At 26.8% G+C, this 24,475-nt stretch carries 21 protein-coding genes; 15 read left to right on the forward strand and 6 right to left on the reverse strand.

Features of this window, described 5'->3' with window-relative positions:
• The first annotated feature begins 9 nt into the window (after positions 1-9).
• The 3 genes from tgt to Bmayo_RS04110 are packed head-to-tail and all read left to right on the forward strand — an operon-like array spanning position 10 to position 4,056.
• Positions 10-1,137: a tRNA guanosine(34) transglycosylase Tgt gene (gene tgt / locus Bmayo_RS04100; protein WP_075552446.1), complete on the forward strand. Its 1,128-nt coding sequence runs from the start codon at positions 10-12 to the stop codon at positions 1,135-1,137.
• On the forward strand, positions 1,130-2,650 hold the full coding sequence (murJ, locus tag Bmayo_RS04105) for a murein biosynthesis integral membrane protein MurJ (protein ID WP_075552447.1): 1,521 nt from the start codon (positions 1,130-1,132) through the stop codon (positions 2,648-2,650). The genes tgt and murJ overlap by 8 nt, the downstream gene beginning before the upstream one ends.
• Complete coding sequence (locus Bmayo_RS04110) at positions 2,647-4,056, forward strand: HEAT repeat domain-containing protein (protein ID WP_075552448.1); 1,410 nt, start codon at positions 2,647-2,649, stop codon at positions 4,054-4,056. Before murJ ends, Bmayo_RS04110 begins: the two co-directional genes overlap by 4 nt.
• A gap of 24 nt (positions 4,057-4,080) precedes the next feature.
• On the opposite strand, the gene coaBC is transcribed toward Bmayo_RS04110, so the two are convergent.
• Positions 4,081-5,253 (reverse strand): bifunctional phosphopantothenoylcysteine decarboxylase/phosphopantothenate--cysteine ligase CoaBC, encoded by a 1,173-nt coding sequence (coaBC, locus tag Bmayo_RS04115; RefSeq protein ID WP_075552449.1) that lies wholly within the window; start codon positions 5,251-5,253, stop codon positions 4,081-4,083.
• A gap of 74 nt (positions 5,254-5,327) precedes the next feature.
• On the opposite strand from coaBC, the gene Bmayo_RS04120 reads away from it, so the two are divergent.
• Genes Bmayo_RS04120 through miaA form a run of 9 tightly spaced genes read left to right on the forward strand, consistent with a single transcriptional unit; the run spans position 5,328 to position 12,744 of the window.
• Positions 5,328-5,522 carry a DUF997 family protein gene (locus tag Bmayo_RS04120; protein ID WP_075552450.1) on the forward strand — a complete coding sequence of 65 codons (195 nt, stop codon included), beginning with the start codon at positions 5,328-5,330 and terminating at the stop codon, positions 5,520-5,522.
• Positions 5,523-5,581: 59 nt separating this feature from the next.
• Entirely contained in the window at positions 5,582-6,916 is a 1,335-nt protein-coding gene (gene panF / locus Bmayo_RS04125; RefSeq protein WP_075552451.1) for a sodium/pantothenate symporter, read from the forward strand.
• A 9-nt stretch (positions 6,917-6,925) separates the two neighbouring features.
• On the forward strand, positions 6,926-7,873 hold the full coding sequence (locus tag Bmayo_RS04130; RefSeq protein ID WP_075552452.1) for a pseudouridine synthase family protein: 948 nt from the start codon (positions 6,926-6,928) through the stop codon (positions 7,871-7,873).
• Complete coding sequence (locus Bmayo_RS04135) at positions 7,842-8,789, forward strand: hypothetical protein (RefSeq protein WP_075552453.1); 948 nt, start codon at positions 7,842-7,844, stop codon at positions 8,787-8,789. Before Bmayo_RS04130 ends, Bmayo_RS04135 begins: the two co-directional genes overlap by 32 nt.
• Entirely contained in the window at positions 8,779-10,185 is a 1,407-nt protein-coding gene (gene murC / locus Bmayo_RS04140) for a UDP-N-acetylmuramate--L-alanine ligase (protein WP_075552454.1), read from the forward strand. Before Bmayo_RS04135 ends, murC begins: the two co-directional genes overlap by 11 nt.
• Positions 10,186-10,195: 10 nt before the next feature.
• Positions 10,196-11,062, forward strand: coding sequence for a YicC/YloC family endoribonuclease (locus Bmayo_RS04145; RefSeq protein ID WP_075552510.1), 867 nt, complete (start codon positions 10,196-10,198; stop codon positions 11,060-11,062).
• Positions 11,059-11,601, forward strand: a complete 543-nt coding sequence (gene cmk, locus Bmayo_RS04150; RefSeq protein WP_075552455.1) for a (d)CMP kinase — start codon at positions 11,059-11,061, stop codon at positions 11,599-11,601. Before Bmayo_RS04145 ends, cmk begins: the two co-directional genes overlap by 4 nt.
• Before the next feature lie 35 nt (positions 11,602-11,636).
• Positions 11,637-11,837: a DNA-directed RNA polymerase subunit omega gene (locus tag Bmayo_RS04155; protein ID WP_075552456.1), complete on the forward strand. Its 201-nt coding sequence runs from the start codon at positions 11,637-11,639 to the stop codon at positions 11,835-11,837.
• Positions 11,824-12,744 (forward strand): tRNA (adenosine(37)-N6)-dimethylallyltransferase MiaA, encoded by a 921-nt coding sequence (gene miaA, locus Bmayo_RS04160; RefSeq protein WP_075552457.1) that lies wholly within the window; start codon positions 11,824-11,826, stop codon positions 12,742-12,744. The genes Bmayo_RS04155 and miaA overlap by 14 nt, the downstream gene beginning before the upstream one ends.
• 138 nt (positions 12,745-12,882) lie before the next feature.
• On the opposite strand, the gene Bmayo_RS04165 is transcribed toward miaA, so the two are convergent.
• Positions 12,883-13,254 carry a hypothetical protein gene (locus Bmayo_RS04165; protein ID WP_075552458.1) on the reverse strand — a complete coding sequence of 124 codons (372 nt, stop codon included), beginning with the start codon at positions 13,252-13,254 and terminating at the stop codon, positions 12,883-12,885.
• Positions 13,255-13,334: 80 nt separating this feature from the next.
• On the opposite strand from Bmayo_RS04165, the gene Bmayo_RS04170 reads away from it, so the two are divergent.
• Positions 13,335-13,880: a hypothetical protein gene (locus tag Bmayo_RS04170; RefSeq protein WP_075552459.1), complete on the forward strand. Its 546-nt coding sequence runs from the start codon at positions 13,335-13,337 to the stop codon at positions 13,878-13,880.
• On the opposite strand, the gene Bmayo_RS04175 is transcribed toward Bmayo_RS04170, so the two are convergent.
• The 4 genes from Bmayo_RS04175 to topA form a co-directional block, all read right to left on the reverse strand.
• Positions 13,873-14,520, reverse strand: a complete 648-nt coding sequence (locus Bmayo_RS04175) for a phosphodiester glycosidase family protein (RefSeq protein WP_145924596.1) — start codon at positions 14,518-14,520, stop codon at positions 13,873-13,875. The genes Bmayo_RS04170 and Bmayo_RS04175 overlap by 8 nt on opposite strands.
• Positions 14,521-14,647: 127 nt before the next feature.
• Positions 14,648-15,163 carry a hypothetical protein gene (locus Bmayo_RS04180; RefSeq protein WP_075552461.1) on the reverse strand — a complete coding sequence of 172 codons (516 nt, stop codon included), beginning with the start codon at positions 15,161-15,163 and terminating at the stop codon, positions 14,648-14,650.
• A 128-nt stretch (positions 15,164-15,291) separates the two neighbouring features.
• Positions 15,292-17,763, reverse strand: a complete 2,472-nt coding sequence (locus tag Bmayo_RS04185; protein WP_075552462.1) for an ATP-dependent RNA helicase — start codon at positions 17,761-17,763, stop codon at positions 15,292-15,294.
• 5 nt (positions 17,764-17,768) lie between these two features.
• The gene (topA, locus tag Bmayo_RS04190) at positions 17,769-20,315 is read right to left on the reverse strand and encodes a type I DNA topoisomerase (protein ID WP_075552463.1); all 2,547 of its coding nucleotides are present in this window, start codon (positions 20,313-20,315) and stop codon (positions 17,769-17,771) included.
• Positions 20,316-20,389: 74 nt separating this feature from the next.
• Between topA and Bmayo_RS04195 the strand changes: the two genes are divergently transcribed.
• Together Bmayo_RS04195 and Bmayo_RS04200 are read left to right on the forward strand one after the other, a co-directional pair.
• Positions 20,390-21,631 (forward strand): exonuclease SbcCD subunit D, encoded by a 1,242-nt coding sequence (locus tag Bmayo_RS04195; protein ID WP_075552464.1) that lies wholly within the window; start codon positions 20,390-20,392, stop codon positions 21,629-21,631.
• Entirely contained in the window at positions 21,618-24,464 is a 2,847-nt protein-coding gene (locus Bmayo_RS04200; RefSeq protein ID WP_075552465.1) for an AAA family ATPase, read from the forward strand. The genes Bmayo_RS04195 and Bmayo_RS04200 overlap by 14 nt, the downstream gene beginning before the upstream one ends.
• Positions 24,465-24,475 lie beyond the last annotated feature (11 nt).

A 24,475-nucleotide genomic window follows, 5' to 3' on the forward strand; every position in this document is an offset into this window, starting at 1 on the left:
GATGTTTATATGTTTAGTGTAATTAAAAATGACAAACATTCTAATGCAAGGGTTGGATTTCTGAATCTTCCCCATGGTAGAGTAGATACTCCTTGTTTTATGCCAGTTGGTACTTTGGGGGCAATGAAAGGATTAAAACATACTGTTCTTGAGAAATTGGAATGTAATTTGATGCTTGCAAATACTTATCATTTATATTTAAGACCAGGTATTAAAACTATTGAAAAATATGGTGGTCTTCATAATTTTACAACTTGGAATAAAAATTTTTTAACTGATTCGGGTGGATTTCAGGTATTTTCTCTTTCTGGTCTGAGAAAAATTGATCTAAAAGGTGTGCATTTTAAATCTCATCTAGATGGATCGTATCATTATTTTACTCCTGAGGGGGTGTTTGCTATGCAAGAAATTTTTGGCAGTGATATTATTATGCCACTTGATATTTGCAGCTCTTACGGGATTGATTATAATGAAGCCAATTTATATACAAATATTACAACAAATTGGGCTCGCAGTACATTTAAATCTTATAGAAACAGAAAAGAGGGATGCAACGGGCTTTTATTTTTAATAACTCAGGGAAATTTTTTTAAAGATTTAAGGAAAAGAAGCATCAATGATATATTAGAATTAGACAGCCCAGGTATTGCTATAGGAGGCATTTCTGTTGGAGAGCCAAGAGAGAAATATTTAGAAATTCTTGAATATAGTTCTTTGTTGATACCAAAAGAAAAACCAAGGTATGTAATGGGTATTGGTACTCCTCGTTACATACTTGATGCTATATATTACGGAATTGATATTTTTGATTGTGTTAATCCCGCAAGAATTGCTAGGCATGGGTCTCTTTTGACAGATAATGGGGTTATGCGCATTGGTAGGAAGGAATATAAGGATGATACTTTCCAAGTAGATAAAAATTGCTCCTGTACTTTATGTACAAGGTATTCAAGAGGATATTTAAGACATTTGATAAAATCGAAAGAGCTTTTTGGAATAGTTTTAGCAAGTGAGCATAATATTCACTATATGTTTCGGTTGATTTCAAAGATCAGAACCGCAATTCTAAATGATAATTTTTTAAACTTTAGAACTTCATATTTAAAAAAGTATGAAGAAGGAAATTTCGATGAATAAATATGTTGTTTCTACGATTTTGGTCATGATTTCCACTTTTTTTTCACGAATAATGGGCTTTGCAAAGATAAAGATTTTCTCTTATTATTTTGGTGCAAATCTTGATGCTGATATTTTTAACTATGTTTTCAATATTCCTAATAATTTGCGCAAAATTCTTTCAGAGGGTGCAATGACTTCGGCTTTTTTACCTGAATTTACACATGAAAAAAACAAATCACACGAAAAAGCCGTTTCTTTTTTCAGTACTGTTATAACCTTTAACGTTATTTCCATTGGGTTAATTGTTTTAGTTATGATTATTTTTGCAAAGCCTATTATGTATTTTATATCTTATTATAGGGGGGAAAACTTAATTTTTGCAAGTTCTGTATTTAGTTATTTGGCATTATATATTTTACTAATAAGCCTATCATCAATCTTCGCGTCTGTTCTAAATTCATATAAAATTTTTTTTATTCCTTCATTTTCTCCTATTATGCTTTCTTTTGGAATAATATTGAGTATATTCTTATTTTATGGTCGTTTTGGAATATATAGTGCTGTTATTGGCGTAATTTTTGGTGGGTTTTTGCAATTTTTGATTCCGTTTGTAAATTGCCTTATGATTGGTTTTGCCTGGAAACCAACATTTTATTTTAGAGAAAAAGTATTTTTAAATTTTTTAACCAGATGGCTTCGTATGATTTTTGGATTCTCCATTTCAATTGTTACTCAGCAGATTTCATTTGCATTAGCATCTACCCTTGATGTAGGAAGTGTTTCTATTCTTAGTAATGCTGTAGTTTATTATCAGCTTCCTGTAGGAATTTTTTATATTTCTATTGCAACAGTGATTTTTCCTAAAATGGCAGAGCATGCTGTTTTAGGAGATAATATAAAATTAAATGTCCTTTTAGTAGATGGAATTAAAATTTTATTATTAATTTTTATTCCTGTGTCTTTTTTAATGTTTATTTGGTCTGATTATATTTTAAATTTATTTCTTATGGGGGGCAAGTTTTCTATTTATGATACTCAAAAAACAGCGGGTGTTTTGAAATGTTTTCTTTTGGGCTTACTTTTTTATTCAATGTTTAGTTTTTTCCAAAAATATTATTTTTCTATTCGTGATGCAAAAACACCATTTTATTTGAGCGTTTTATTTTCTATTCTTGATATTGCACTTTCTGTTTTTGGCATTAATTATTATGGTTTGAATGCTTTAGCATTAGCCCAATCTATTTCTTTTATGATTTGTGTAATTGTTTTTTATTTTATAATATTGAAAAGTGGGGTTAAAATTGATTTAATTGAAATTTTATTTGTTCTTTTAAAGTCAATTATTACGCTTTTCCCTTTATATATAATTTATTTCTTTTTTGAAAAGTTTCAGTGGGATGTGGGGTTTAGTTTTAAAAATCTTTATTTTTTAATTACAGCTGGAATTGTTAGTATTTTTATTTTGTTTATTTGTTATTCTATTTTAGGAATAAATAAGCTTTTTAGGTTTATTAGGAGAGATACTTTATGAAATATTTTTATTTTTTATTTTTTTTGCTTATTTTGAATGCGTATGCTCAAAATGTTAATTCTCCAACTTTTCCTAATCCTCCTTTGTTGCCCAAAATTACAGAAAATAAGCCTGTTGAGAGAGAAAATTCTTTTAGGGGTGAGAATTTTTCTAATGTTGGTTTGGATGGTAAGTACGTTAACGATACAATTCTTTATGGACTTGATAGTCAAGTTACAAGCATTATAAAAGCTCTTAAAAAATCAAGTGATAGTCAATATAATTTTTCTCTTAAAAAAAGACTTGAGAAAACTTTTAATGCTGAGATTAAAAAGGAAATACTTGAGTTGTTTATTGCTCTTAAGTATTCAGGGGGTATTGATACAGCAAATTATATTCTTGAAAATTATGAGAGTAAGAGATATTCAAATGCTTTATTTGGCTTGGCAATTTCGTATCTTAAGGAGTTTGATGATAAAGAAAAATTAAAAAAAACTCTTATTGACATTCTTGAAAATAAAGAGGGTAATGTAGTATCTATTGCGGCTTATTATTTAGGAGAGCTTAATTCTCTTGAGTATTCTAAAAATATGATGGAAGTTTTTGAAAAATATTCTGGAAATGATGGGGCTAGAAGAGAAATACTTATTGCTCTTGGAAAAATGTCTGCTGTTGATTATCAGGATAGAATTTATGAAATTTCTTTGGATAATTACGAAAGCCCATCAATTAAGGCTGCTGCAATCGAAGCGTTGTCATATCTTGCTCCAGATAAAGTAACCACAAATGCTGATTTGTATCTTCAGAGTAATAGTAATAATTTAAATGTTAAATTAGCTATTATTGCTTCTTTATCTAAAGATCCTTCTTTAAAGTCTAAAGAGATTTTACAAGGATTTTTAAGAGATTCTGATGATAATATTAGATTTAAAGCTATTAATGCAATCAAAGGGCATAAGGACTCTTCAGCAAGGGATATTTTGATTTATAAGGTTAAAAGCGATCCATCTCTTAAAGTTAGAGAAGCTTCTGCTAATGCTTTAATTGATATGGATCTCGGGAATATTGAAATAAAAAACATCATGTTTGATTTTAAGATTGATAATAATTTTAAAATTTCAATGTTTAGCTACCTTTTGGATAAGGATTCTTTAAAAGCATTGTCAATTGCTTTAGAAATTGTTAAAAAAGAAAATGTTAATAGACCTTCAAATATTTTAAAAGGTATTGCTTCAATGTTGGCTGGTAAAAAGGGTAATTTTGATAATTTTTATTCTAAAATCATTGACAGCAAAAATATTGATTTAAAGCATTTTGCATTAAAAGGAGCTGTTTATAATAAATCTTCATTACTTTTTGATAAACTTAAAAAAATTAAAAGTGAAACGAATTCCGAATATATTAAAATGCTTTTAAAAAATTATTGATTATTAACAAACTGCTAAGTAGCATTAGTACAAAATTTTTAAAATTTCTTTAGCTATTTCTGATTTTTCCATTTCTGGCAGTTCTTTTATGCTTTGTTTATTTATTATATAAGCTTTGTTTAAGTTTGAACCAAAATATTTAAGTTCATTTGCAATGATAAAGTCCAAATTTTTATTTTTTAATTTTTCTTTAGCTTTTTGAATTAAATTTTTAGAATTCTCAGCGCAAAATCCAACAACAATTTGGTTTTTAAGCTTATTGTGTCCTACGTGTTTGATTATGTCAGGATTTTTTACCAATTTTATATATAATCTATTGGTTTCATTTTTTTTAATTTTACTATTGAAAATGTGTTTGGGCTTAAAATCTGCAACAGCGGCAGCTCCAATTATTATTTCAAATTTATTATATATTTTGAGAACTTCCTTATACATTTCCATTGCAGTTTTTATTTTTATAATACTGACCCCTTCAGGCTCATTTTCATTAGTTGGTCCTGTAATAATTGTAACTTGAGCTCCTAGTTTGACAGCCTCTTGTGCTAAGCAAAACCCCATTTTTCCCGTTGATTTATTTGAAAAATAGCGAATTGGATCTATTAATTCTTCAGTTCTGGATGCTGTTATAAGTATTTTTTTGTTTTTTAGGTAATCTTTTTGATTGAATTCATTCAATATTATTTTTATAATTTTCTCTTCATTTTTAAGGCGCCCTAAAGCATTGGATGAGCAAGCCAAAAATCCTTTATCAGGCTCAATGAATTTGTAATTATAGTGTTTAAGCTTTTTTATGTTTTCTTTTAAAATAGGGTTTGAATACATTATGTTATTCATTGCTATTGCAAAATAAGTGGGGGCTGTACTTGCAGATATTATTGTAGTTAATGCATCATCAGCAATTCCTGATGCAATTTTAGATATTGTATTGTAAGTAGCAGGAATAATAAGAATTAAATGTGCCCATTTTGCAATTTTTATATGCTCAACCTCGTTATGGTCTAAATCCCATAAATTAGTAACTATTTTGTTTTTAGAAATGGTTTCTAAAGTTAATGGAGTAATAAATTTAGTTGCATTTTTTGTCATTATAACTTTAACGTTGTATCCTAATTTAACCAAACTAGAAACTATGTAAACTGACTTGTAAGAAGCTATACCTCCACATATACCAATTAATATATGTTTATTTTTGTTCATATAATATATATTATATAATATACGTTATATTTGAATTTATAAATTTTGATGTCCTTTTATTAAGGTTGTTTTAAATGAAAAATAGGATTTTTTACGCTATATTATTGTATATTTTTGTGTTTGTATTGTGGTTTTGTTTTGCTTATTTTATTGACACATCAGCTACTATATTTAATATTCCTTTGTGGTTTTTTTGGTCAGTAATTTTATTTCCCAGTATAAATTTTATTTTGGTTTGTTTTTTTATTTTAGTAATTAGTAAAACTTGATACATTATTGATCATTTTTTTATTTTTATATCTTTTAAAAAAGAAATAGAGGTAGGTTTTTGTTATTAAATAAATATTTTCTTGCAAATCGAAATATTAATTTTATTGTTATGGCTTTGTTATTTTCTTCTAGCTATATTAGTGCTAGTAGTTTTATTTCTGGTCCTTCTGCTGTTTATAAGTATGGGTTATCTTTTATATTATTGGCTACCATACAAATTCCTACAACTTTAATTGCTTTTATTATTGTTGGTCAGAGATTAAATCGTGAATCAAAAAAAATTAATGCAATTAATATTATTGATTACATTAGACATAGATATGAAAGTGATTTTTTGGCGTTAATGAGTGGATGTGTATTGATTTTTTTTTCAATGTTTTTGATTTCTGCTCAATTAATAGGTGGTGCTAAGCTTATAGAAGTTTTTTGGGGTATTGATTACGTAGTCGGTCTTTTGCTTTTTTCCCTATTGGTTTTTATTTATGTATTTTTTGGTGGCTTTAAAGCAGTAGCTTATACGGATTTGATTCAAGGATTTTTAATGCTAGTTTCATCTGTTATTTTGTTTTCTAAGATGTTAGATTTGGGAGGGGGTATTAATAATTTATTCAAAACAGCAATGTTTAGTTTAGATAAAAGCCTTTTGCTTCCTTCAAATGTTGACTTAAAACCACAATATATAATTTCTTTTTGGATATTAATAGGAATAGGAATATTAGGGCAACCTCAGATTATTAATAATTTTATAGCATTTAAAGATGAGAATGCTATAAAATTATCTCTTCCCATTTCTACTTTTATTATCAGTTTTTTAATTGTTTTGATGCATTTAATAGGGTTTTTTGCTGTTATTCTTTTTCCAGATTTAAATCCAAATGATAAAGTTGTTTTAAATGTAGCTTTAAAAGTTTTAACTCCTTTTTCTTGTTTTATGTTTTTTATGGGTCTTTTATCTGCAATAATGTCTACAGTAGATTCAAATTTACTCTTAATAACTTCTGTTTTAATAAAGTCAATATTTATTTATAAAAAAGATTTAAAAGAAGATATAAAGGTTGGCAAGGTAATAATGATTTCTAATATTTTTTTTATTTTAATAATACTTATATTTTCCCTCTTTCCTCCCAATTTTTTATTCTTTGTTAATATTTTTGCTTTTGGGGCTTTGGAAGTTTCATTTTTCCCTATTATTGTTTTTGGACTTTATTTAAATTTTGCAAGCAAAATGGCTGCTTTTGCTTCTATGTTTTTAGGTTTAATATTTTATTTGTGTATTTTATGCTTTGGTTTAAATATTTGGTTTTTTCACCCTGTTTTTCCATCATTTTTTGTTTCTATATTTACATTTTTAATAGTTAATTTTTTTTACAAAAAAAATAGTAAGGTTTGTTAGGCATATTTTTTGCGTTTGGATAAATATATTTTTTTAGAAGTACTTGCTAATGATAATGGCAAGCGACTAGATTCAATTTTAATTAAAATTTTGAATTTTTCTAAAGTTCGGATAATAAAACATATTAGAAAAGGCGATATTAGGCTGAATGGCCTAAAATCACATTTTTCATGTAGAGTTTTTAAGGGTGATAAAATTTATTTATATAAATCTTTAGCTCAAAGCTTAAACTTAACCACAGATGAATTTTTGAAAAGCAATATTGATTTTGAATGTATTCGAAAAAGAATAATTTATGAGGATAGCGATTTGCTTGTTTTGGATAAGCAAAGAGGGATTTTAGTTCATGGAGGTAGAAATTCTCTTGATTTTTTGGTAAATGCTTATCTTTTAAGTCAAAATTTAAGATCTCTAAGCTTTAAGCCTTCGGCAGTTCATAGACTCGATAGGAATACTTCTGGTATTATTGTTTTTGCAAAAAATATAAATACTGCAAGAAAGCTAAGTGCGGCATTTAGTAGTGGATCTATAATTAAAAAATATTTTGGAATACTTTTAGGCGAGGTTAAGTCGACTGTTGTTTATAAAAATCATTTATTTAGAAATAAAAGGCTTAGAAAAACTTTTGTTTTAGAGGATAAAGGGGTTATTAATGCAATTACAAAGGTTAATCCAATATTATCTTCTAAAAGAGCTACTCTTGCTGAGATTGTTATTGAAACGGGCTTTACTCATCAAATAAGGTCTCAGTGTTCTTTTAATAATCATCCTTTAATTAATGACAAGAAATACTGTGATAAATTCAAAAAAAGCGATTACTTTTTACATGCTTTTTTGATAAAATTTAATGGAGCATTCTTTAAAAAGAATGAATTTTACTCTAAGCCTAGTTTAGAATTTTTAAAACAAGTAAAAGATATTTTTGATGTCTATGAATTTTCAGAATTTTTCAAGTGATTTTTTTTTAAAAAAAATATTAAGCAAGGTTAAAAACTTTGCAACTAGCATTAAGCATAAATTTATTAAGGTGAAGGTGTATGCATTGGTAGGATCTGCTGGAACTGGTAAGAGCTTTAGATCTCATTTGGTAGCAGATAAATATTCAATACCTTTAATCATTGATGATGGCGTTTTAATTAAAGACATGAAAATTATTGCTGGGAGTTCTGCTAAATTTGAAGATAATGTTTTTAAAGCAGTAAGGCGATCTGTATTTGAAGATGATGCTCATTGCAGTGAAATGCTTGAAGTTCTTGCAAAAGAAGAATTTAATAAAATATTAATATTAGGAACAAGTCTTAAAATGATAGATAAAATAATTTCAAAGCTTTTGTTGCCAAATGTTTTTAAGATTATTTATATAACAGATGTTTCAACCAGACAGGAAATAGAAAAAGCAAGGATTTCAAGGCAAATGGGTGAGCATGTTGTACCAGCAGCTGCTTTTGAAATAACGTCTGTTAGACCCAATTTGCTATTAAACTCAATTAAAGTTTTTTTTAAAAGCGGATGGTTTTTTGCTAGGAAGAAAAATTATATTCGATCTGTTGTAAGACCCCATTTTTATGAAGAAGGGGCTTTGTCTATTTCTAAGAGAGCTGTAAGGCAAATTATTGAACATTGTGTTTCTGAGTATGATAGAAATTATATTGTTTATGATCTTAAAATAAAAAAAGATGGAAACAATTATCTTTTTAAGCTTTTTTTAAATATTCCCCTTGGAAATAACTTGCTTAATAATACAGAAATGCTTAGAACCTATATTATTACAAACGTACTTAAGTATACAATAATTAATATATTATCTATTGATATAGTTATACATAAATTTTATGACAAAAAAGATTATTTAGAAGAGAGCTATGAAGGTTGATTTTGGCAGTTTGAATAATATTTTTTTTGTAGGAATAAAGGGAAGTGGAGTTTGTTCTCTGGCTTGTTTTTTAAATTCAAAAGGATATTGTGTAGAAGGGGTAGATGTTTCTGATAAATTTTATACTGATGAAATTTTAAGTAATAATAAAATATCTTATTATGAGAATATTTATGAGTTTTCATTAAAAGGGCTCGATAGGTCTTTTGATTTAGTAATATATTCTTCAGCTTACGATAAGGATGGTTTGCAAGTTTTACTTGATGCAAAAGAATTAAATATACCTATTTTGTCTTATCCTGAGGTTCTGGGTGAGCTTTCTAGAAAGTACTATAGCATTGGAATTGCAGGTTCTCATGGAAAAACTACCACTACGGCGTTTTTAGGTGTTCTTTTTAACAAATTAGGATTGAATCCCAATGTTATTGTGGGATCAAGTGTTAAAGATTTTAAAGATAATTCTGCAATAGCAGGTATTAGTAATATTTTTATTGCTGAGACTTGTGAGTATAAAAAACATTTTTTGAATTTTAGCCCTAATATTCTCATTTTAACCAATATTGACTACGAGCATGTTGATTTTTTTAAAAATTATGAAGCTATTGAAGACGCTTTTTTACAGTATATTAATAATTTGAAGAAAAATGGAATATTAATAATTAATTCTGATGATAATAATTTGCTTAAAATTAAAAGGCAAATCAATAGAAAAGATATCAATATTTTCAGCTATGGAACTAGAGATTTGTCTGATTTTCAAATAAGTAATATTGCAGTTAAGAGTGAATATTTAAGTTTTTCTTTTTTAGGCTTGTTTAATGTTGAGCTTAAGACTGTTTTATTTCATAATGTATTAAATTTTTCAGCAGCTCTTTTGGCTTTAAATCTTTTTTTAGAAAGTAATGGAAAATCAATTTTTGATTTTGAAGAAGCAGTAAAGAGAATTGCAAGAAATTATAGTGGTATAAAAAGAAGGGTTGAAGTTGTTAAAGAGGAAAATGGAGTGATTTACATGGACGATTATGCTCACCATCCTAAGGAAATTAAAAATACGCTTTTGGGTATTAAAAATTTTTATAAGAACAAACGTATAATTTTGGATTTTATGCCCCATACCTTTACAAGAACAAAAGAATTTTTTAATGATTTTGTCGAGGTTCTAAGTACTGCTGATATATTAATTTTGCACAATATATATCTTTCAAATAGGGAATCTTTTAATCCAGACGATCTTTCCGCTAAATTGTTTTTAAATATTAAAAAAATAAATAAAAACACTTATTTTTTTAAAGATATTAAAGGCTCTATTAAATTTATAAAAAGTTTATTAATATCCGGAGATTTGTTTATTACAATGGGTGCTGGAAATAATTTTATTTTACATAATTTTCTGTAAGGGTGTTATAGTGAAAAGTATGACGGGATTTTTTTATTTGGAAAAGATAATTGGTAATTATATGTTTAGTGTTAATTTGAAATCTTATAATGGAAAGTTTTTAGAATTTAAATTTAGGTTACCAGAAATTTTTTCCGGCTATGATCTTGATATAAGAAATTTGATTTCAAAATATATTAGCAGAGGCAATGTCTTTTTAAATGTAGGATATAAAGAATTGGTTCCTCGTATGAATTTTACAGTTAATCCCAATTATATTGAGGCTATTTCTAGACTTAGAGATTCTTTGGCACATACTAATCTTAATATTAAAAACGAACTAAGTTTAGGCGATTTTTTATCATTAAAGGGAGCTTTGATAATTGATGAGGATAGTGAGCATCAAGAAGAGATTTATGGTTTGTTTAAGGGTGTTTTAGAGGAAACCTTATTTCATTACAATAATGGGAGAAGTTTTGAAGGAGAAAATACTAAGTCGGATATAGTATCAACTCTTGTGCTAATAGAGCGAGACCTTAAAATTGTTAAAGATGCTTGTAATGATATAAATGTCAGATTATTTGCAAGCATTAAAGAAAATATCTCTAAATTAATGGATGACTTTAGAGATTTAAGTATTGCAGAAGAGGCAGCTAAAATGGCAATTCGTCTAGACATCAATGAAGAGATCATGCGTTTAGATTCTCATATAGAGACTTTTTATAAAAATCTTGAATATGAGATATGTGGTAAAGTTCTTGAATTTATTTCTCAAGAAATGCACAGGGAAATAACAACTATGAGTAATAAGGCGGTTGATCTTGATATTAAGAATTTGATTTTAAATATGAAATTAAATTTAGAAAAAATAAAAGAGCAAATAAGGAATGTTGAATGAAAATAGCACTTTCTGGTAAGAGTGGTTGTGGCAATACTACTGTAAGCGGTATGATTGCTAAACATTATGGTCTTGAGTTTATTAATTATACTTTTCATGATATTGCAAGAGAGCATAATATTCCTTTTTCAGAGTTTTATGAGAAAGAGATAATAGGAAGAGATGATTATTATTGGGATAGATATCTTGACAATAGATTGTCTGTGCTTTCTAAAAAAAATAATACAGTGCTTGCTTCTCGTCTTGCTATTTGGATTTCTAAGAGTGCTGATTTAAAAATATATCTTTATGCTAAAATGGAAGTTAGAGCCGAGAGAATAATGACTAGAGAGGGGGGCATGTATTCTGATGTTTTAAGTAGTACTTTTAGTAGAGATGAAAATGATAAAAAAAGATATTTAGCTATTTACAATATAGACATTGATGATTATTATTCGGAGACCGATTTAGTGATTGATGCTACAAATATTAATTCAAATGAAGTTTTTGAATTAATTAGAGATGAAATTGATAAAAGAAACTTAAAAAAAATTAGCTAAACTTATTTAATATGTTTAGCTTGTAAGGAGATTAAATGACTAAAGTGCCTTTAAAAAAAATACAAGATTTTGATGGAAATTTTTATGAACTTGTTGTTGCTACTATAATGCGCACAGAGCAAATCATAGACAATATTTCTTTAGCAGAACATGCTCTTTTTGATGATAAAATATTAGGACAAGCTTTTAATGATATTTTGACTGGTAAATTTAGCTATTCAATTGAAGGAAGATAGAATAGTTTTTATTTTTGGCCCTACAGCTGTGGGCAAAAGCAATATTTTGTTTAATTTTCCAAGAAATAAAGCGGAAATTATTAATGTTGACTCTATTCAAGTATATAAAGAGTTTAATATAGCTTCTTCAAAGCCAAGTAAAAATTTAATGAAACATATAAAGCATCATTTAGTAGATTTTTTAGATCCCGAAAAGGAGTATACTCTTGGAATTTTTTACGAACAAGCTTTAAAAATAGTAAAAGAAATAAGACAGAAAAAAAAAATTCCTATATTTGTAGGAGGTACCGCGTTTTATTTTAAGCATTTAAAGGATGGATTTCCCTCAACACCTTTGGTTGCTTCTAAAATAAGAATTTATGTAAACAATCTTTTAGATCTTAAGGGTAAATCTTATCTTTTAAAAGAATTGAAAAATGTAGATCCTATCAGATTTAATATGTTAAATAAGAATGATATTTATCGCATTAAAAGATCTCTTGAGGTTTACTATCAAACAGGAATTCCTATTAGTCAATTTCAAAAAAAACAAAATAACGAATTTGAAAATATTGTGATTATAGGTCTTAAAAGATCTTTTGAAGATTTGAAAACTAGAATATCGATAAGAATTAATGAAATGCTTAATAGTGGATTACTTTCTGAGATTAAAGGTTTGTTTAGCAAGGGCTACAATGAAAATACTCCGGCTTTTAAAGGGATAGGCTATAATGAGTTTTTGTTATGGAAAAGTAGACCTTGTTATGGTTTAAATGATATAATAAGTTTAATAAACAAAAATTCGTTTTTATATGCAAAAAGGCAAATGACCTTTTTTGCCAAAATTTCTGATGTTTTATGGCTTCATCCAGAGGATGATTTAGATGACATTTTGAATTTAATTTTTAAGGTTAATAAGGAGATTTAGGGAGTGCCTTGCGGAAGAAAAAGAAAATTAAAAAAAATTTCTACTCATAAAAGGAAGAAAAAAAGAAGAAAAAATAGACATAAGAAAAAAAATAAGTAATTTACATTGACCGGACTTTTGTTCGGTTATGTAGTGAGGCTATTTGGAATGTTCAATTATTAGATTGTTGACTATATTTATGTCTTTGCTAAAGATGTATCTTTTAGTCCCTTTGTAATTGACTAGGATCCAATTTCCTTCAATTCCATAGCGTTCTGTTTTTTCTAGTGTTTTTTCAATTTTTACGACTTCATCTTTTCTAAGTAGAGTTGCATAATCATAATCCAATTCGCTATTTTTCTTAGTGCTTTTGCTAAGAAAAGCATAATCTTTTATTATTATGCCCATTTTATTACTAAAACCAAGGATGCTACTTTTGGGCAAATTTAATTTTTGAATAAGAGGAATTTTGTTGTTTTTATTACAAGCTAAAAGAATTAAGGATATTAAATATAATGTTTTTGTATTCATAATTTCCTTGATTTTTTATATACTATTTTAGTATGTTACTATAATAATATAGTATTTTTTAGAATTTTTAAGGATTGTTAATGAAGAAATATCTTTTTTTTATTTTATTTCTCATCTCTTCTAATAATTTAATTTTTTCTTATCCACTTTCTTTTGGCGGAGGTTTTTCTTATCAATTTACTAATTATACTGATAAAACAGGCGCCACTAAATTTGCTCCAAATTTTACTAGAGCAGATCATGGGATTAATTTGAATTTATTTTTTGATGCAAATTATGCACTTTTTGAAATGTCTTACAAAGAGGCTTTTGTTGCTACTCACAATGGGAGATATTTCTCGCTTGGACTTTATGGAACATATCCAATGGTTTTCAAAGAGCAGGTTAGAATGCTTTTTCCATTGATTGGGTTTAAATATGCATTCGATTTGAGTTCTAATAACTTCAATCTATTTTTTTTTAGCATGGGGCTTGCTGCTGATCTTTTTATTCCCGATCTTGAGGGTTTATACATTAGGCCTTTGTTTATGCTTTCCATCTCCCCATTTTCTAATTATAAGAATTTTTCTGGGTTAACGACTGAGATTATGCTTGGATTTAATATTGGTTGGAGATTTTTCAATTAGGAAGTTTTATTCCTAAATGAAATGGAACAGATCTTTCTTGTCCAAAGATGTTTGCAGTGAAGTTTAATTTGTAAGGAGCATTATTTGATTTGACAACAAGAGTGCTTGATCCCCCTCCATCTAGATTAATGGCGTTAGTCATGCCATAGCTTAATGCAAAATCAATAGCTTCATTTAGAGAAGCTCCTTTACTATTATTGACACCCCTTCCTTCTATTGTAGCAAGAAATAAATACTTATTATTTTTGTCAGTTCCTATGATTGTTCTTGGATGCTTTGTTTCTTTGAAATTTTTTTTATACTTTCCGTTTTTGATTAAAACAAAAAATCCGCTAAATCCATAATCGGAGTTTTTTATTTCATCTTCTTTGGGATTTAATATAATTTTATTGTGTTTTATTACAATCTCTCCGTAGTTATTTATTTGTTTTGAAATCATTTTTTTATTATATATGTATAGTCCTTTTGGAAAAAACATGTTTTGTTTAACTTCGTATGGACTTGTGTTGATTGCAATGTCAACGTTGTTGGAAATTAAGAAATGGCTTGTTGTTTGGCCTTTAAAGTAGTAATTGTTTAGCTTTTTGTCGCAAATAGGTTTTGATATGGTGAATTTTAGATCTTTATTTTCAATTTTCACTAAAACATAATTGCTGTTTATGAAATAACCTCTAACAACTTTGTATTTAGGTTTTTTGGCGATTGATTTGGACAACATTAGTCCTGATGAAATACTTAAAACCAATATTAGCAGTGTTAATATTTTTTTATTCATTTCTTTTTATTTTATAAGAATAAATGCTTTTGGGATAGTTTGTTAGTATGAGGTTTTTTATTTGTTTTGCTAATTTTTCATTTTTAAATTTCATAAGACTAAATATTTGATAAATTATTTTAACATCTATATTTTTTTCATTATTTAAAATTTTTTTAATTTCTTCTTCATTAATATTATCTTCATTTATTCTTAATTTTAGCGAAATGATTTCGTTTTTTATTTTTTTATTTTTAATCCTTTTTTGGTTTATTTTGTTTAAAAAATTATTAGCTTCTTTATATTTTTTTATTTTTAGATAGTATTTTGTAATTAGCAGATAATATTGTTCTAAGTCAAAATTTTTAATTTTATTTATTGTTTCTAATTCTTTTGGCAAGTTATTAGTTAAATCATAAAGCATGTATAGTTTTATTAAATTTTCTGCATTTTTCTTATCATTACTTTGTAATTCAAAAGGAAAAATTACTAAAAATAATAAAACATGAAAAAAGGATAGCCAGTCCATAATTTATTATAAACTTTGTTTTGAGAATAATGAAAATAATTTAAAATTATTATTAGCATTGCTGTTAACTTTGAATAATATTTGATTATTATCTTTTCTATTATAATAAGGCTTTCAAAGTTTAGTTTTTAAAAAAAGTAATTTAATTTTTTGTAAACTTTATTTATTAATTTTTTTATAAAATGTAGCTTTTGTATGTATTCTTTGTTTTCTATAAGGCTTTTTATGCTTTCCATAGATTCTTCTATTGCCATTATGAAATTTTGCTTAGGTTTTAGTCTAAAATTTCCAGAATAATCTGTTTCCAATGATAAAAAAAGAGCATTTTTTTTAGGGGGAGAGCTTATAAATTGCATTGTACACTCTAAAATATTTTTCATTTTTTCAGGTTCGTCAATGTTTACATTGTTTGTTTCATATTTTTTTATACAATGCCAATCTTTTCCCATGTTTTTGACTATTTCTATAGTTTCTAAAAATTTTTTATTGTTAAAAACTGTTATATTTTTATGCATCAATTGTATTTTAATTTTTTTCAAATTTTCATTATTTTGATTGTTTAGTTCGCTTTTAAGAATCATTTCTTTTATCGCTTCTAGGTTAATTTTTATTACATAAATGTTATTTTTGTATTCCGCTTTGAAAATTTTTTTTCCTATTTTGATTTCATTGATAATTTTTGTCTGTTTGGCATTTGTTATTTGTTTATCTTTGCTAGATATATCTTTATGTTTAAACTCTTCATTAAGAATGATATCATCAATCCATTCTTTTTTTAAGACACCAATAGATCTTGCATACATTTTTGTAGTTTCTATAATTTCCCCTGCAACGAAATATTTCACAGAATTGGTACTAATAAGTGATCCGGGATGAATTATTACGTTTTGAGCTTTGATGGTTTTATATTTATTTTTTGAAGTTTTAAAACAAATATAATCCCTCATTCCTCTCATTATTGATTTTAAATATCCTTCGTTATCAAAAACACCTTTTTGTATTATTGGTATATTTAATTTGCTAACAATGTTTTCAAGCTGCATTTGCACATTTACTATCTCTTCAAGTCCTTGTAGATCTAAATAATTTTCCTTTGTGAAAGCTTCTTTATTTGCAGCTTTTTTAAAATCTTCAAAGATATTGACAAACCCAATTAAATCTCCTATTGGATTTTTATATTTTAAGTGAGCTTGTCTGGCTTCCATCTCTTCATTTTGAGGTAGTAGGAAAATTCCACTTGTGGATAAAAATGATAGACCTATTGTGGTTTGATAGATTGCTTGTGGATAATTTATCATTGCCTCGACTAATGCTCTTGAATGTGCTGGTATTAATGGGAATAGTATCATATATTTTCCAATTTCTGTAAGTTCGTTTTTATTGTTTATAGCATCTAGAGATTTTAATATTTTGCTTGCAGTTTGAATCGAATGTATTGATGGTTTTGAGATAAAGTCAAAGTGGGTAAAATCTCTAATTCCAATATCTGCCATTCTCAGTATTACTTCAGATAGGTCTGTTCTATATATTTCTTCTTTTTGATAATCTTCTCTTAATTGATAATCTTCTCTTTTATAAAGTCTGTAACAAGTTCCTTTTGAAAGTCTTCCTGCTCGACCAGCTCTTTGGGTTGCTGATGATTTTGAAATTGGAACTTCTTGGAGCGAATAGGTATGAGTTTTTGTTTGGAATTTGTTTGTTTTAACTTTTCCGCTATCTATTACTATTTTAATATTTTCAATTGTGATTGAAGTTTCTGCGATGTTTGTTGACACTATTATTTTTCTTTTATTTTTAGGAGTAGTCATAAATATTTGCTCTTGAGCTTCTTTTGGCATTCTGCCGTATAAAGGAAATATTATTAAGTTTTTTTTTGAGTTTAATTCTTGTAATTCTTTTATAGTTTCTTTTATTTCTTTCTCTCCAGATAAAAATATAAGAATATCTCCTGCTTTTTTTTCTTTTATTACGTTTGAGACAATTTCTTTTATTTTTAATATCATCCCTTTTGATGTGTTTAAAAGAGGGGGATTGTATATTATTTGTACTGGGTAAGTGATAGTTTCAATACTAACAACCGGCGCATTGTTGAAATATTTTGAAAATATTTTTGTGTTTATCGTAGCAGATGAAATTATGATTTTAAAATCATCCCTTTTTCTTGAAATGTCTTTAATGAGACCTAATATAAAATCTATATTTAAACTTCGTTCGTGTGCTTCGTCTATTATTATTACATCATATTCATAAAGTAGTGTATCTTTTTTTAGCTCTTGCAGAAGCACTCCATCAGTCATTAGTTTGATTTTGGTTTTTGGACTTGTAATTTCTTCAAATCTTATTTTGTAGCCAACTTCTTCTCCAACATTTACGCCAATATGCTTGGCAATATATTCAGCTATTGATATTGTAGCTATTCTTCTTGGTTGAGTTACTCCAATTTTTCCTAATTTTGCAAAACCCGCTTCATATATTATTCTTGGCAGTTGGGTGGTTTTTCCACTACCTGTTGGACTTTCAACAATTAAAACATTATGCTTTTTTAGTACTTTAATTAATTCATCTTTGTATTTATAAATTGGGAGTTTGAAATCATTCATATTATTTATAACAAGCTAAATACATATTTCTCATTTATTTCGTCAAGATTAATGTTATCAGGTAAATCAATCTTTTTTCTTTTAATTTTAGCATAAAATTTTTCGTTTTTTTTGTAAATATATATTTTGTTGCCGATTTTGTTTTTAGAAAATGTGATTATTTTAACGATTATGCCCACTTTATTGGCTCTTTCGTTGAGTAGGCTTATGGCCTTGTCTAGTGTTATGTCATATGCTTTTAAATCTTTTTTTAGCGAGCAAGCAATACTTCCGCTTTCAGTTTTAATATAGTCTCCAAAAACACCAGTTGCAGCAATGATTTGTTCATTGGTTTGGGGATGTTTGCCGATTGATTTTGGCAGTGAGAGTAATTTTAAAGCAAGTTCTAATGTTATATTTTCAGGGTCAATTTTTTTAGTTGATGTTTTTTTTGCTTTTATTATTTTTAATTTTTTAGGTTTTCCCTTTTTTGTGTATTCTTGAGGAGCATGAGTGTCTTCTCCAAGCTGTACAATGTTTCCATAAATTGTATTTTTAAAGATTACATTAAGTCCTGTTAAAGGATCAATCCCAAGTATATTTGGTTTTAGCTCTTTTTCATTTATTATTTTTTCTATTTCATCTTTTTTGTACAAATTTTCTAATGGAGTTTTTGTATTAATTGAGTAATTATGCCCTTTAAATATTAAATAAGGCCCATATTTGCCAATGTTTATTGTGTAATTAATGCTATTATTATTTTCTATGTCTTGACTTTCAATAACAGTTCTAAATTCAGAGGAATCAATTTTAGGCTCTAGCTGTATTACTGTGTCTTTTAGGCCTTTTTTGCCATTATAAAATTTACTTAAATATTTTATTTTGTCTAGCTTTCCTATTGCTATTTTATCTAATTTTTCTTCCATATTAGAGGTGAAATTTAGTTCAATTAGTACTGGAAAATATTTCTCAAGAAGATTTATTACAGCAGCTCCTTTTATAGTTGGTATTAATGTGTTGTTAAGTTTGAATGCATATTCTCTTTCTAAAAGCGTTGATATAATTGTAGAATAAGTTGAAGGGCGACCTATTCCTTCTTTTTCCATTTTTTGTACAAGAGAAGCTTCTGTGTATCTAAATGGAGCCTTTGTTTCGTGTTCGCTTGTTTTCATTTTAACTATAGAAAATATATCTCCCTTTTTTATTAAGTCGAAATTTATGTTAAGATATTCATCTTTTTCTTTAGTATGTTTAAGAAATCCATCAAAAATTATTTTTGTAAAACTTGATTTGAAAATTAAGTTTTTATATCTAAAAGTCAATTTTATATATTCTTTTATTGCATCTTTCATTCCAGAAATAATGGTTCTATCCCATATTATTTTGTAAATTTCTTTAGCGGTTTTGCTTTCTATTTCTATTTTTTCATTTGGAATAAACATTTCAGAAGGCCTTATTGCTTCATGTGCATTTTGAGCCATTTTTTCTTTTTCATAAATTCTATCTTTTTCCTCTATATAGTCTTTTCCATATTTATTTTTTATTATTTTTGTTATTTTGTCTTTTGCAATTTTAGCAATATTATGAGAGTCTGTTCTCATGTAGGTAATGTATCCGTGTTCGTAAAGTTTTTGAGCATGTTGCATGATTTGCTTTGTTCCAATTTTAAGGCGCTTATTTATTTCTTGTTGAAGTGTAGATGTGGTAAATGGTTTTGGAGGGGATATTTTTATTTTTTTAGTTTCTATTGAAATTAATTCAATTTTTTGACCATTTTTTAATTCTTTTTCAAGCTCGATCATTAAATCTTGGGTTATTATTGTTGTTTGGGCGATATTTTTAAGTTTTCCAGTTTCATTTTCAAAATCTTTACCTTCCGCTACATTTTTGCCGTCAATTTCTTCTAATTTTGTTTCAAGCAGCAAGTCTTTTTTATCGTGTTTACATTGAAGTAAAATTGAATAATAATTAGCCTTTTTAAAATTTATTCTAGTTTTTTCTTTTTCTATTAATAATTTTAATCCAACAGATTGTACTCGTCCAGCAGAAAGTCCATAAGCTACTTTTTTCCAAAGTAGGGGAGAGATGGTATATCCGTATAATCGGTCTAATATTCTTCTAGCTTCCCCAGCATTAACAAGGTTCATATCTATATTTCTAGTATTTTTTAGTGATTCAGTTATTGCAGTTTCTGTGATTTCATGAAATATCATCCGTTTGTAATTTGTGATTCTTAATACTTCTTTTAAGTGAAATGCTATAGTTTCTCCTTCTCTGTCTTGGTCGGTTGCAAGATATATTTCATTTATTGTTTTTACTAATTTTTTTAGTTTTGATATAATTGGTTTTTTATTGTTAGGAATAATATAAATTGGATTAAATCCATTGTTATAATCTATAGAAATATTTGCCCATTCATATTTTTTATATTCTTTGGGGATTTCTTTTGCATTGTTTGGTAGATCTACTATGTGCCCAATGCATGCTTCTACTAAGAATGATTCATCGAGAAACTTTTTTATTGTTTTGGCTTTTGTTGGCGATTCAACTATTATCAATTTTTTATTTTGCATAAATTCCTTATATTTATATATTGTATTATAATATATAAATATAATTTAAGAATTAAAAAAAGTGAGAGTATTTTGTGAGCAATTATAAAATTCTTCATACTTCAGATTGGCATATTGGAAAAAAGATTGAAAATTTTTCAATACTTAAGGAGCAGAAAAATTTTTTATCTTTTCTTTTAGAATTTCTTAAAAAAGAAAAGATAGATCTTTTACTTGTTGCCGGGGATGTTTATGATTCCAAAAGACCTGGGTTTGAAGAGCAAAAGTTGGTAAATAATTTTTTTTATGAACTTTCTTTTACTTCTTGTAAATGGTGTGTGATTATTTCTGGAAATCATGATAAAAAGGATTATTTGAGTATAAATAAAAAACTTCTCTCACGGTTTAATTTTTTTTTAATAACAGAATATGATTCTGATGAGCAAATAGTTTTATTAAAAGATAATGGAAATATTAAGTTTATTGTTGTTTGTCTTCCACATATAAATGAAAGGCTTATTTTAGGGCAAAATTTTGACAATATTTTTGGATTAGAAGATCAGTCTTCCAGTAAGCTATTTCTTGAAAATTTAGAAAATGCTTACAGAGAAAGAATATCAAATTTATCTAATTTTTTAGAAAACAAGTATAAAGGAATTCCTAAAATATTAATGGCTCATTCTTTTTTTGGTAGCAGTAAAAAGATTGATACCCTGGGAGGCAGTTATATTATTCCTTTTAATGTTTTTGGAAATAGTTTTTCTTATGTTGCTCTTGGGCATATTCATAAATTCATGAAACTAAGAGATAATATTGTCTATTCAGGATCTCCTATGCAATATTCATTTAATGAGACCTGCGATAAATATATAAATGTTTTACATTTTAATGACAATAAATTAATCTTGCAAGAAGCATTTCCAGTGCCGGTTTTTAATAAATTAATCTTTGTTAAAGGTTCTTTGAATGAAGTTCTTGACTTTTTGGCTAATGTTAAAAAAGAAGAGTCTTTTACCATTTATTTGAAAATTGAACTTAATGAGGCAGTTGATACTAGTGCTGAGGAGACTATTTATGATTTAATAAGGCTTAATTTTATGAATTTAGTTTCTATTTCCTATTCCTTACCCTCAAGTCAGGATTTGCAAGACGATTCCAACTTTATTGGAGAACTTGAGGTGCTTGAAATGGATGAAAAATATTTTTTTGAGAAAAAGTTAAGACGAGATTTTGAGAACGGTGTTATTAGGGATATCAAATTTAAGGAAGAAGAGCTTATTTCTCTTTTTAACGAGGTTTTAACTAACGGATATTTGGGTGAATATGAGGATAAATAAGCTCATATTTAAAAATATTGCTTCTTATAAAGGTGAGCATGAGTTAAATTTCGATACGCTTCTTTTAAGGCAATCAGGCATTTTTTTAATTTCTGGCAATACTGGATCAGGCAAAAGTACTATTTTAGATTGCATAACTTTGGCGCTATATGCTCGTGTTTACAGACTTGGAAAAAAAATTGTAGATATTATATCAAAAGGCGAGACTAGCGCTTATGTTAAATTAACATTTACTATTTCTGGAAAGATTTATGAATCTTTTGTTGAGCTTAATGTGAAAAATATAGAGACCCCCAAGAGTATGCTGCTTAGTTGTTTTTTTGATGGTAGGATTATTGAGGGTCGAACTGATGTTTTAGAGTATATTAAAAGTCTTTGTCGATTAGACTTTAACCAATTTTGTCAAACTGTAATTTTGCCACAAGGCAATTTTCAAGAATTTTTAACATCAACTCCTAAAGAGAAAGCTGCAATAATTGATAATATTTTTAATTTGGAAAAATATGATAATTTGGAATTTTATTTAAAAAGCGACTTTGAGCGCACAAAATTTAATATAGATAAATTGTTAAATTCTGAATCTTATGAAAAATCAATTCTTGATTATGATGAGAGGGAGTATAAATCCCTTAAGGATTATTTGGATTTAGTTGATATTGATCGATTAGAAATTGATCTTGAAAATATTAGAAGAACTATTTCTTTGTGTAATCAGGCAATAGCGTCTAATGAGAGATATTTGGAATTGGAAATTGAAATGTCTTCTTTAAAGGATCAATTATCTTATCAGATTGAATACCAAAATTCTTTAGAGAAGGACTACTTCCTTCAGAAAAAAATAAAAGAAAATTTAGATTTGGATCGAAAAATTTATTTATGTTCAGATTTTTGGAATTTGAAAAATCTTGTTGCTATGCAAGGCGAATTATTTAATGATATTGGATTACTTGATTTAGAGTTTTCAAAAGTTATGAGTAATTTAAAAGAAATCAAAGATTTGGATAGTAATAATTTTAATTTTAATTATGTTAAGGAACTTTATAATAGAAATTGCAATCTTTTTAACTTAAGACTTGTTGAGAATGATTATCAAAGCTTACTTTTAAGAAAGAATAGCCTTGAGGATGAAAAAAAAGAATTATTAAAGTCTCATAGTAAGAAAAATGATGAGATTAAAAACATTTCTTCTGAGAAATCTAATTTTGATTTTGACAAATATGTTTACTATGAAGCATTGAAATTATTTCAAACTTTTAATGATGAGTTGATTTCAAAATATAGAGATAAGTTAGAGTTTTTATTAAAATCCATTGACAAAGAAGATTTTAATAAAAATAAGGAAAAAAATATTATTAAAATTGACTTGTATAAAGAGTTGTTAAAATATCTTGATGATAAAAATTTTTTTATTGAGAGCGATAAAGAGAAGCTAAAATATATTGAGTCTGAATATAAAAATTATCAGCATAAAGATAAATTATCGGTTTGTAGTTTGAAAGAGCTTTACGCTTTAAATTCAAAACTTCATTTGATACAAAATCAAATTGATGAGCTTAAATATCAGCTATCTTGCAGACAAGAAGAAATCTCTAAACAAGAGGTTAATGCTTTGGAGTTTAAAAAGAATAATGATGAGATTTTAAGATTGATTGGAAAAAATTTATTTGATAAATACATAAATTATTTTGACAGAGAAAAAATTTTAGCATTTGAAAACAAGTTGGAAAAGCTTGAACAATTTAAGGTTAGGAAAAAAGATTTAAAAATTGAGATTTCTTTAAAAAATAAAAATTTTGATCAAAATCTTTTAAAGATTAAGAGTTTATTATTAAAGCTTAATTTAAATTTAAGTTTTAACGATTATTCTTCTTTGGAAAGAGAATTTAATGTTGTTTTGGTTAAGCAGAAAATTGTAGAAAATGAATGGAATATTCTTGTTTTGAATCTTAAAAATTTAGAAGATTTGAAAATTAAAACCGAAACCCAAATTAAATTTATAAAGGAATCTATATTGACTTTAAAAGCGAGATTAAATGAAGAGCAAAATAGTTTTATTAATATAATTTCAAATTTAAAAAGTGTTTTTTTTAGTTCATTTTCTTTTGAATCAGAAACTGCTTTAGAACAAATTAATAAGAATAGTTTGCATTTCTTGCAAAAATTTAGCTTATCAATTAGTTCTAAGCTTGAATTTTTATCCAGAGATATCGAAAAGTATAAAATCAAGCTTTTAAATTTTCAAGCTCTTCAAAAAAAGATTAATCAACAAAGAATTAATTTAGACGCGCTTAGAGGGGAATTAAATCTTGCCAAAGAAAGGAAAGATAAGCTAGATGTTTTAAGGAAGGTGGTTATTAGGTCTTCTGGATTGAAATATTATGTTCAAACTTTTTTAATTAATGATATTTTAAGGCTGGCAAATGAAAAGTATTTAAGATGGATTTTTCCTGATTTTGAGCTTAAAACTAATAAAGAGAGCAAAGAGTTTGATTTTTTAATTGAAGACAAAAAAGATGTTAATAAAATAAGAACGGTAAAAACTTTGTCTGGGGGTGAGAAATTTCTTGTATCTTTAGCTTTGTCCTTAGCTTTATCTGATAAAATAAGGGATAGTGAGTTGAAAATCGAAGCTTTTTTTTTAGATGAAGGGTTTGGTAATCTTGACGAAGATACTTTGGCTCAAGTTATGCCTAAGCTTTCTAAGTTTCAAATGATGACTGGACGACAAATTGGTATAATTTCTCATGTTTCTTATTTGAAAGAGATGATTAAAGCACAAATAGTTATAAACAAGATTTCTAAAATTTCTTATATTGCTATGGAAAATTTATGATCATTTATGTA

This window comes from Borreliella mayonii (genome assembly GCF_001945665.1).
Classification (GTDB): domain Bacteria; phylum Spirochaetota; class Spirochaetia; order Borreliales; family Borreliaceae; genus Borreliella; species Borreliella mayonii.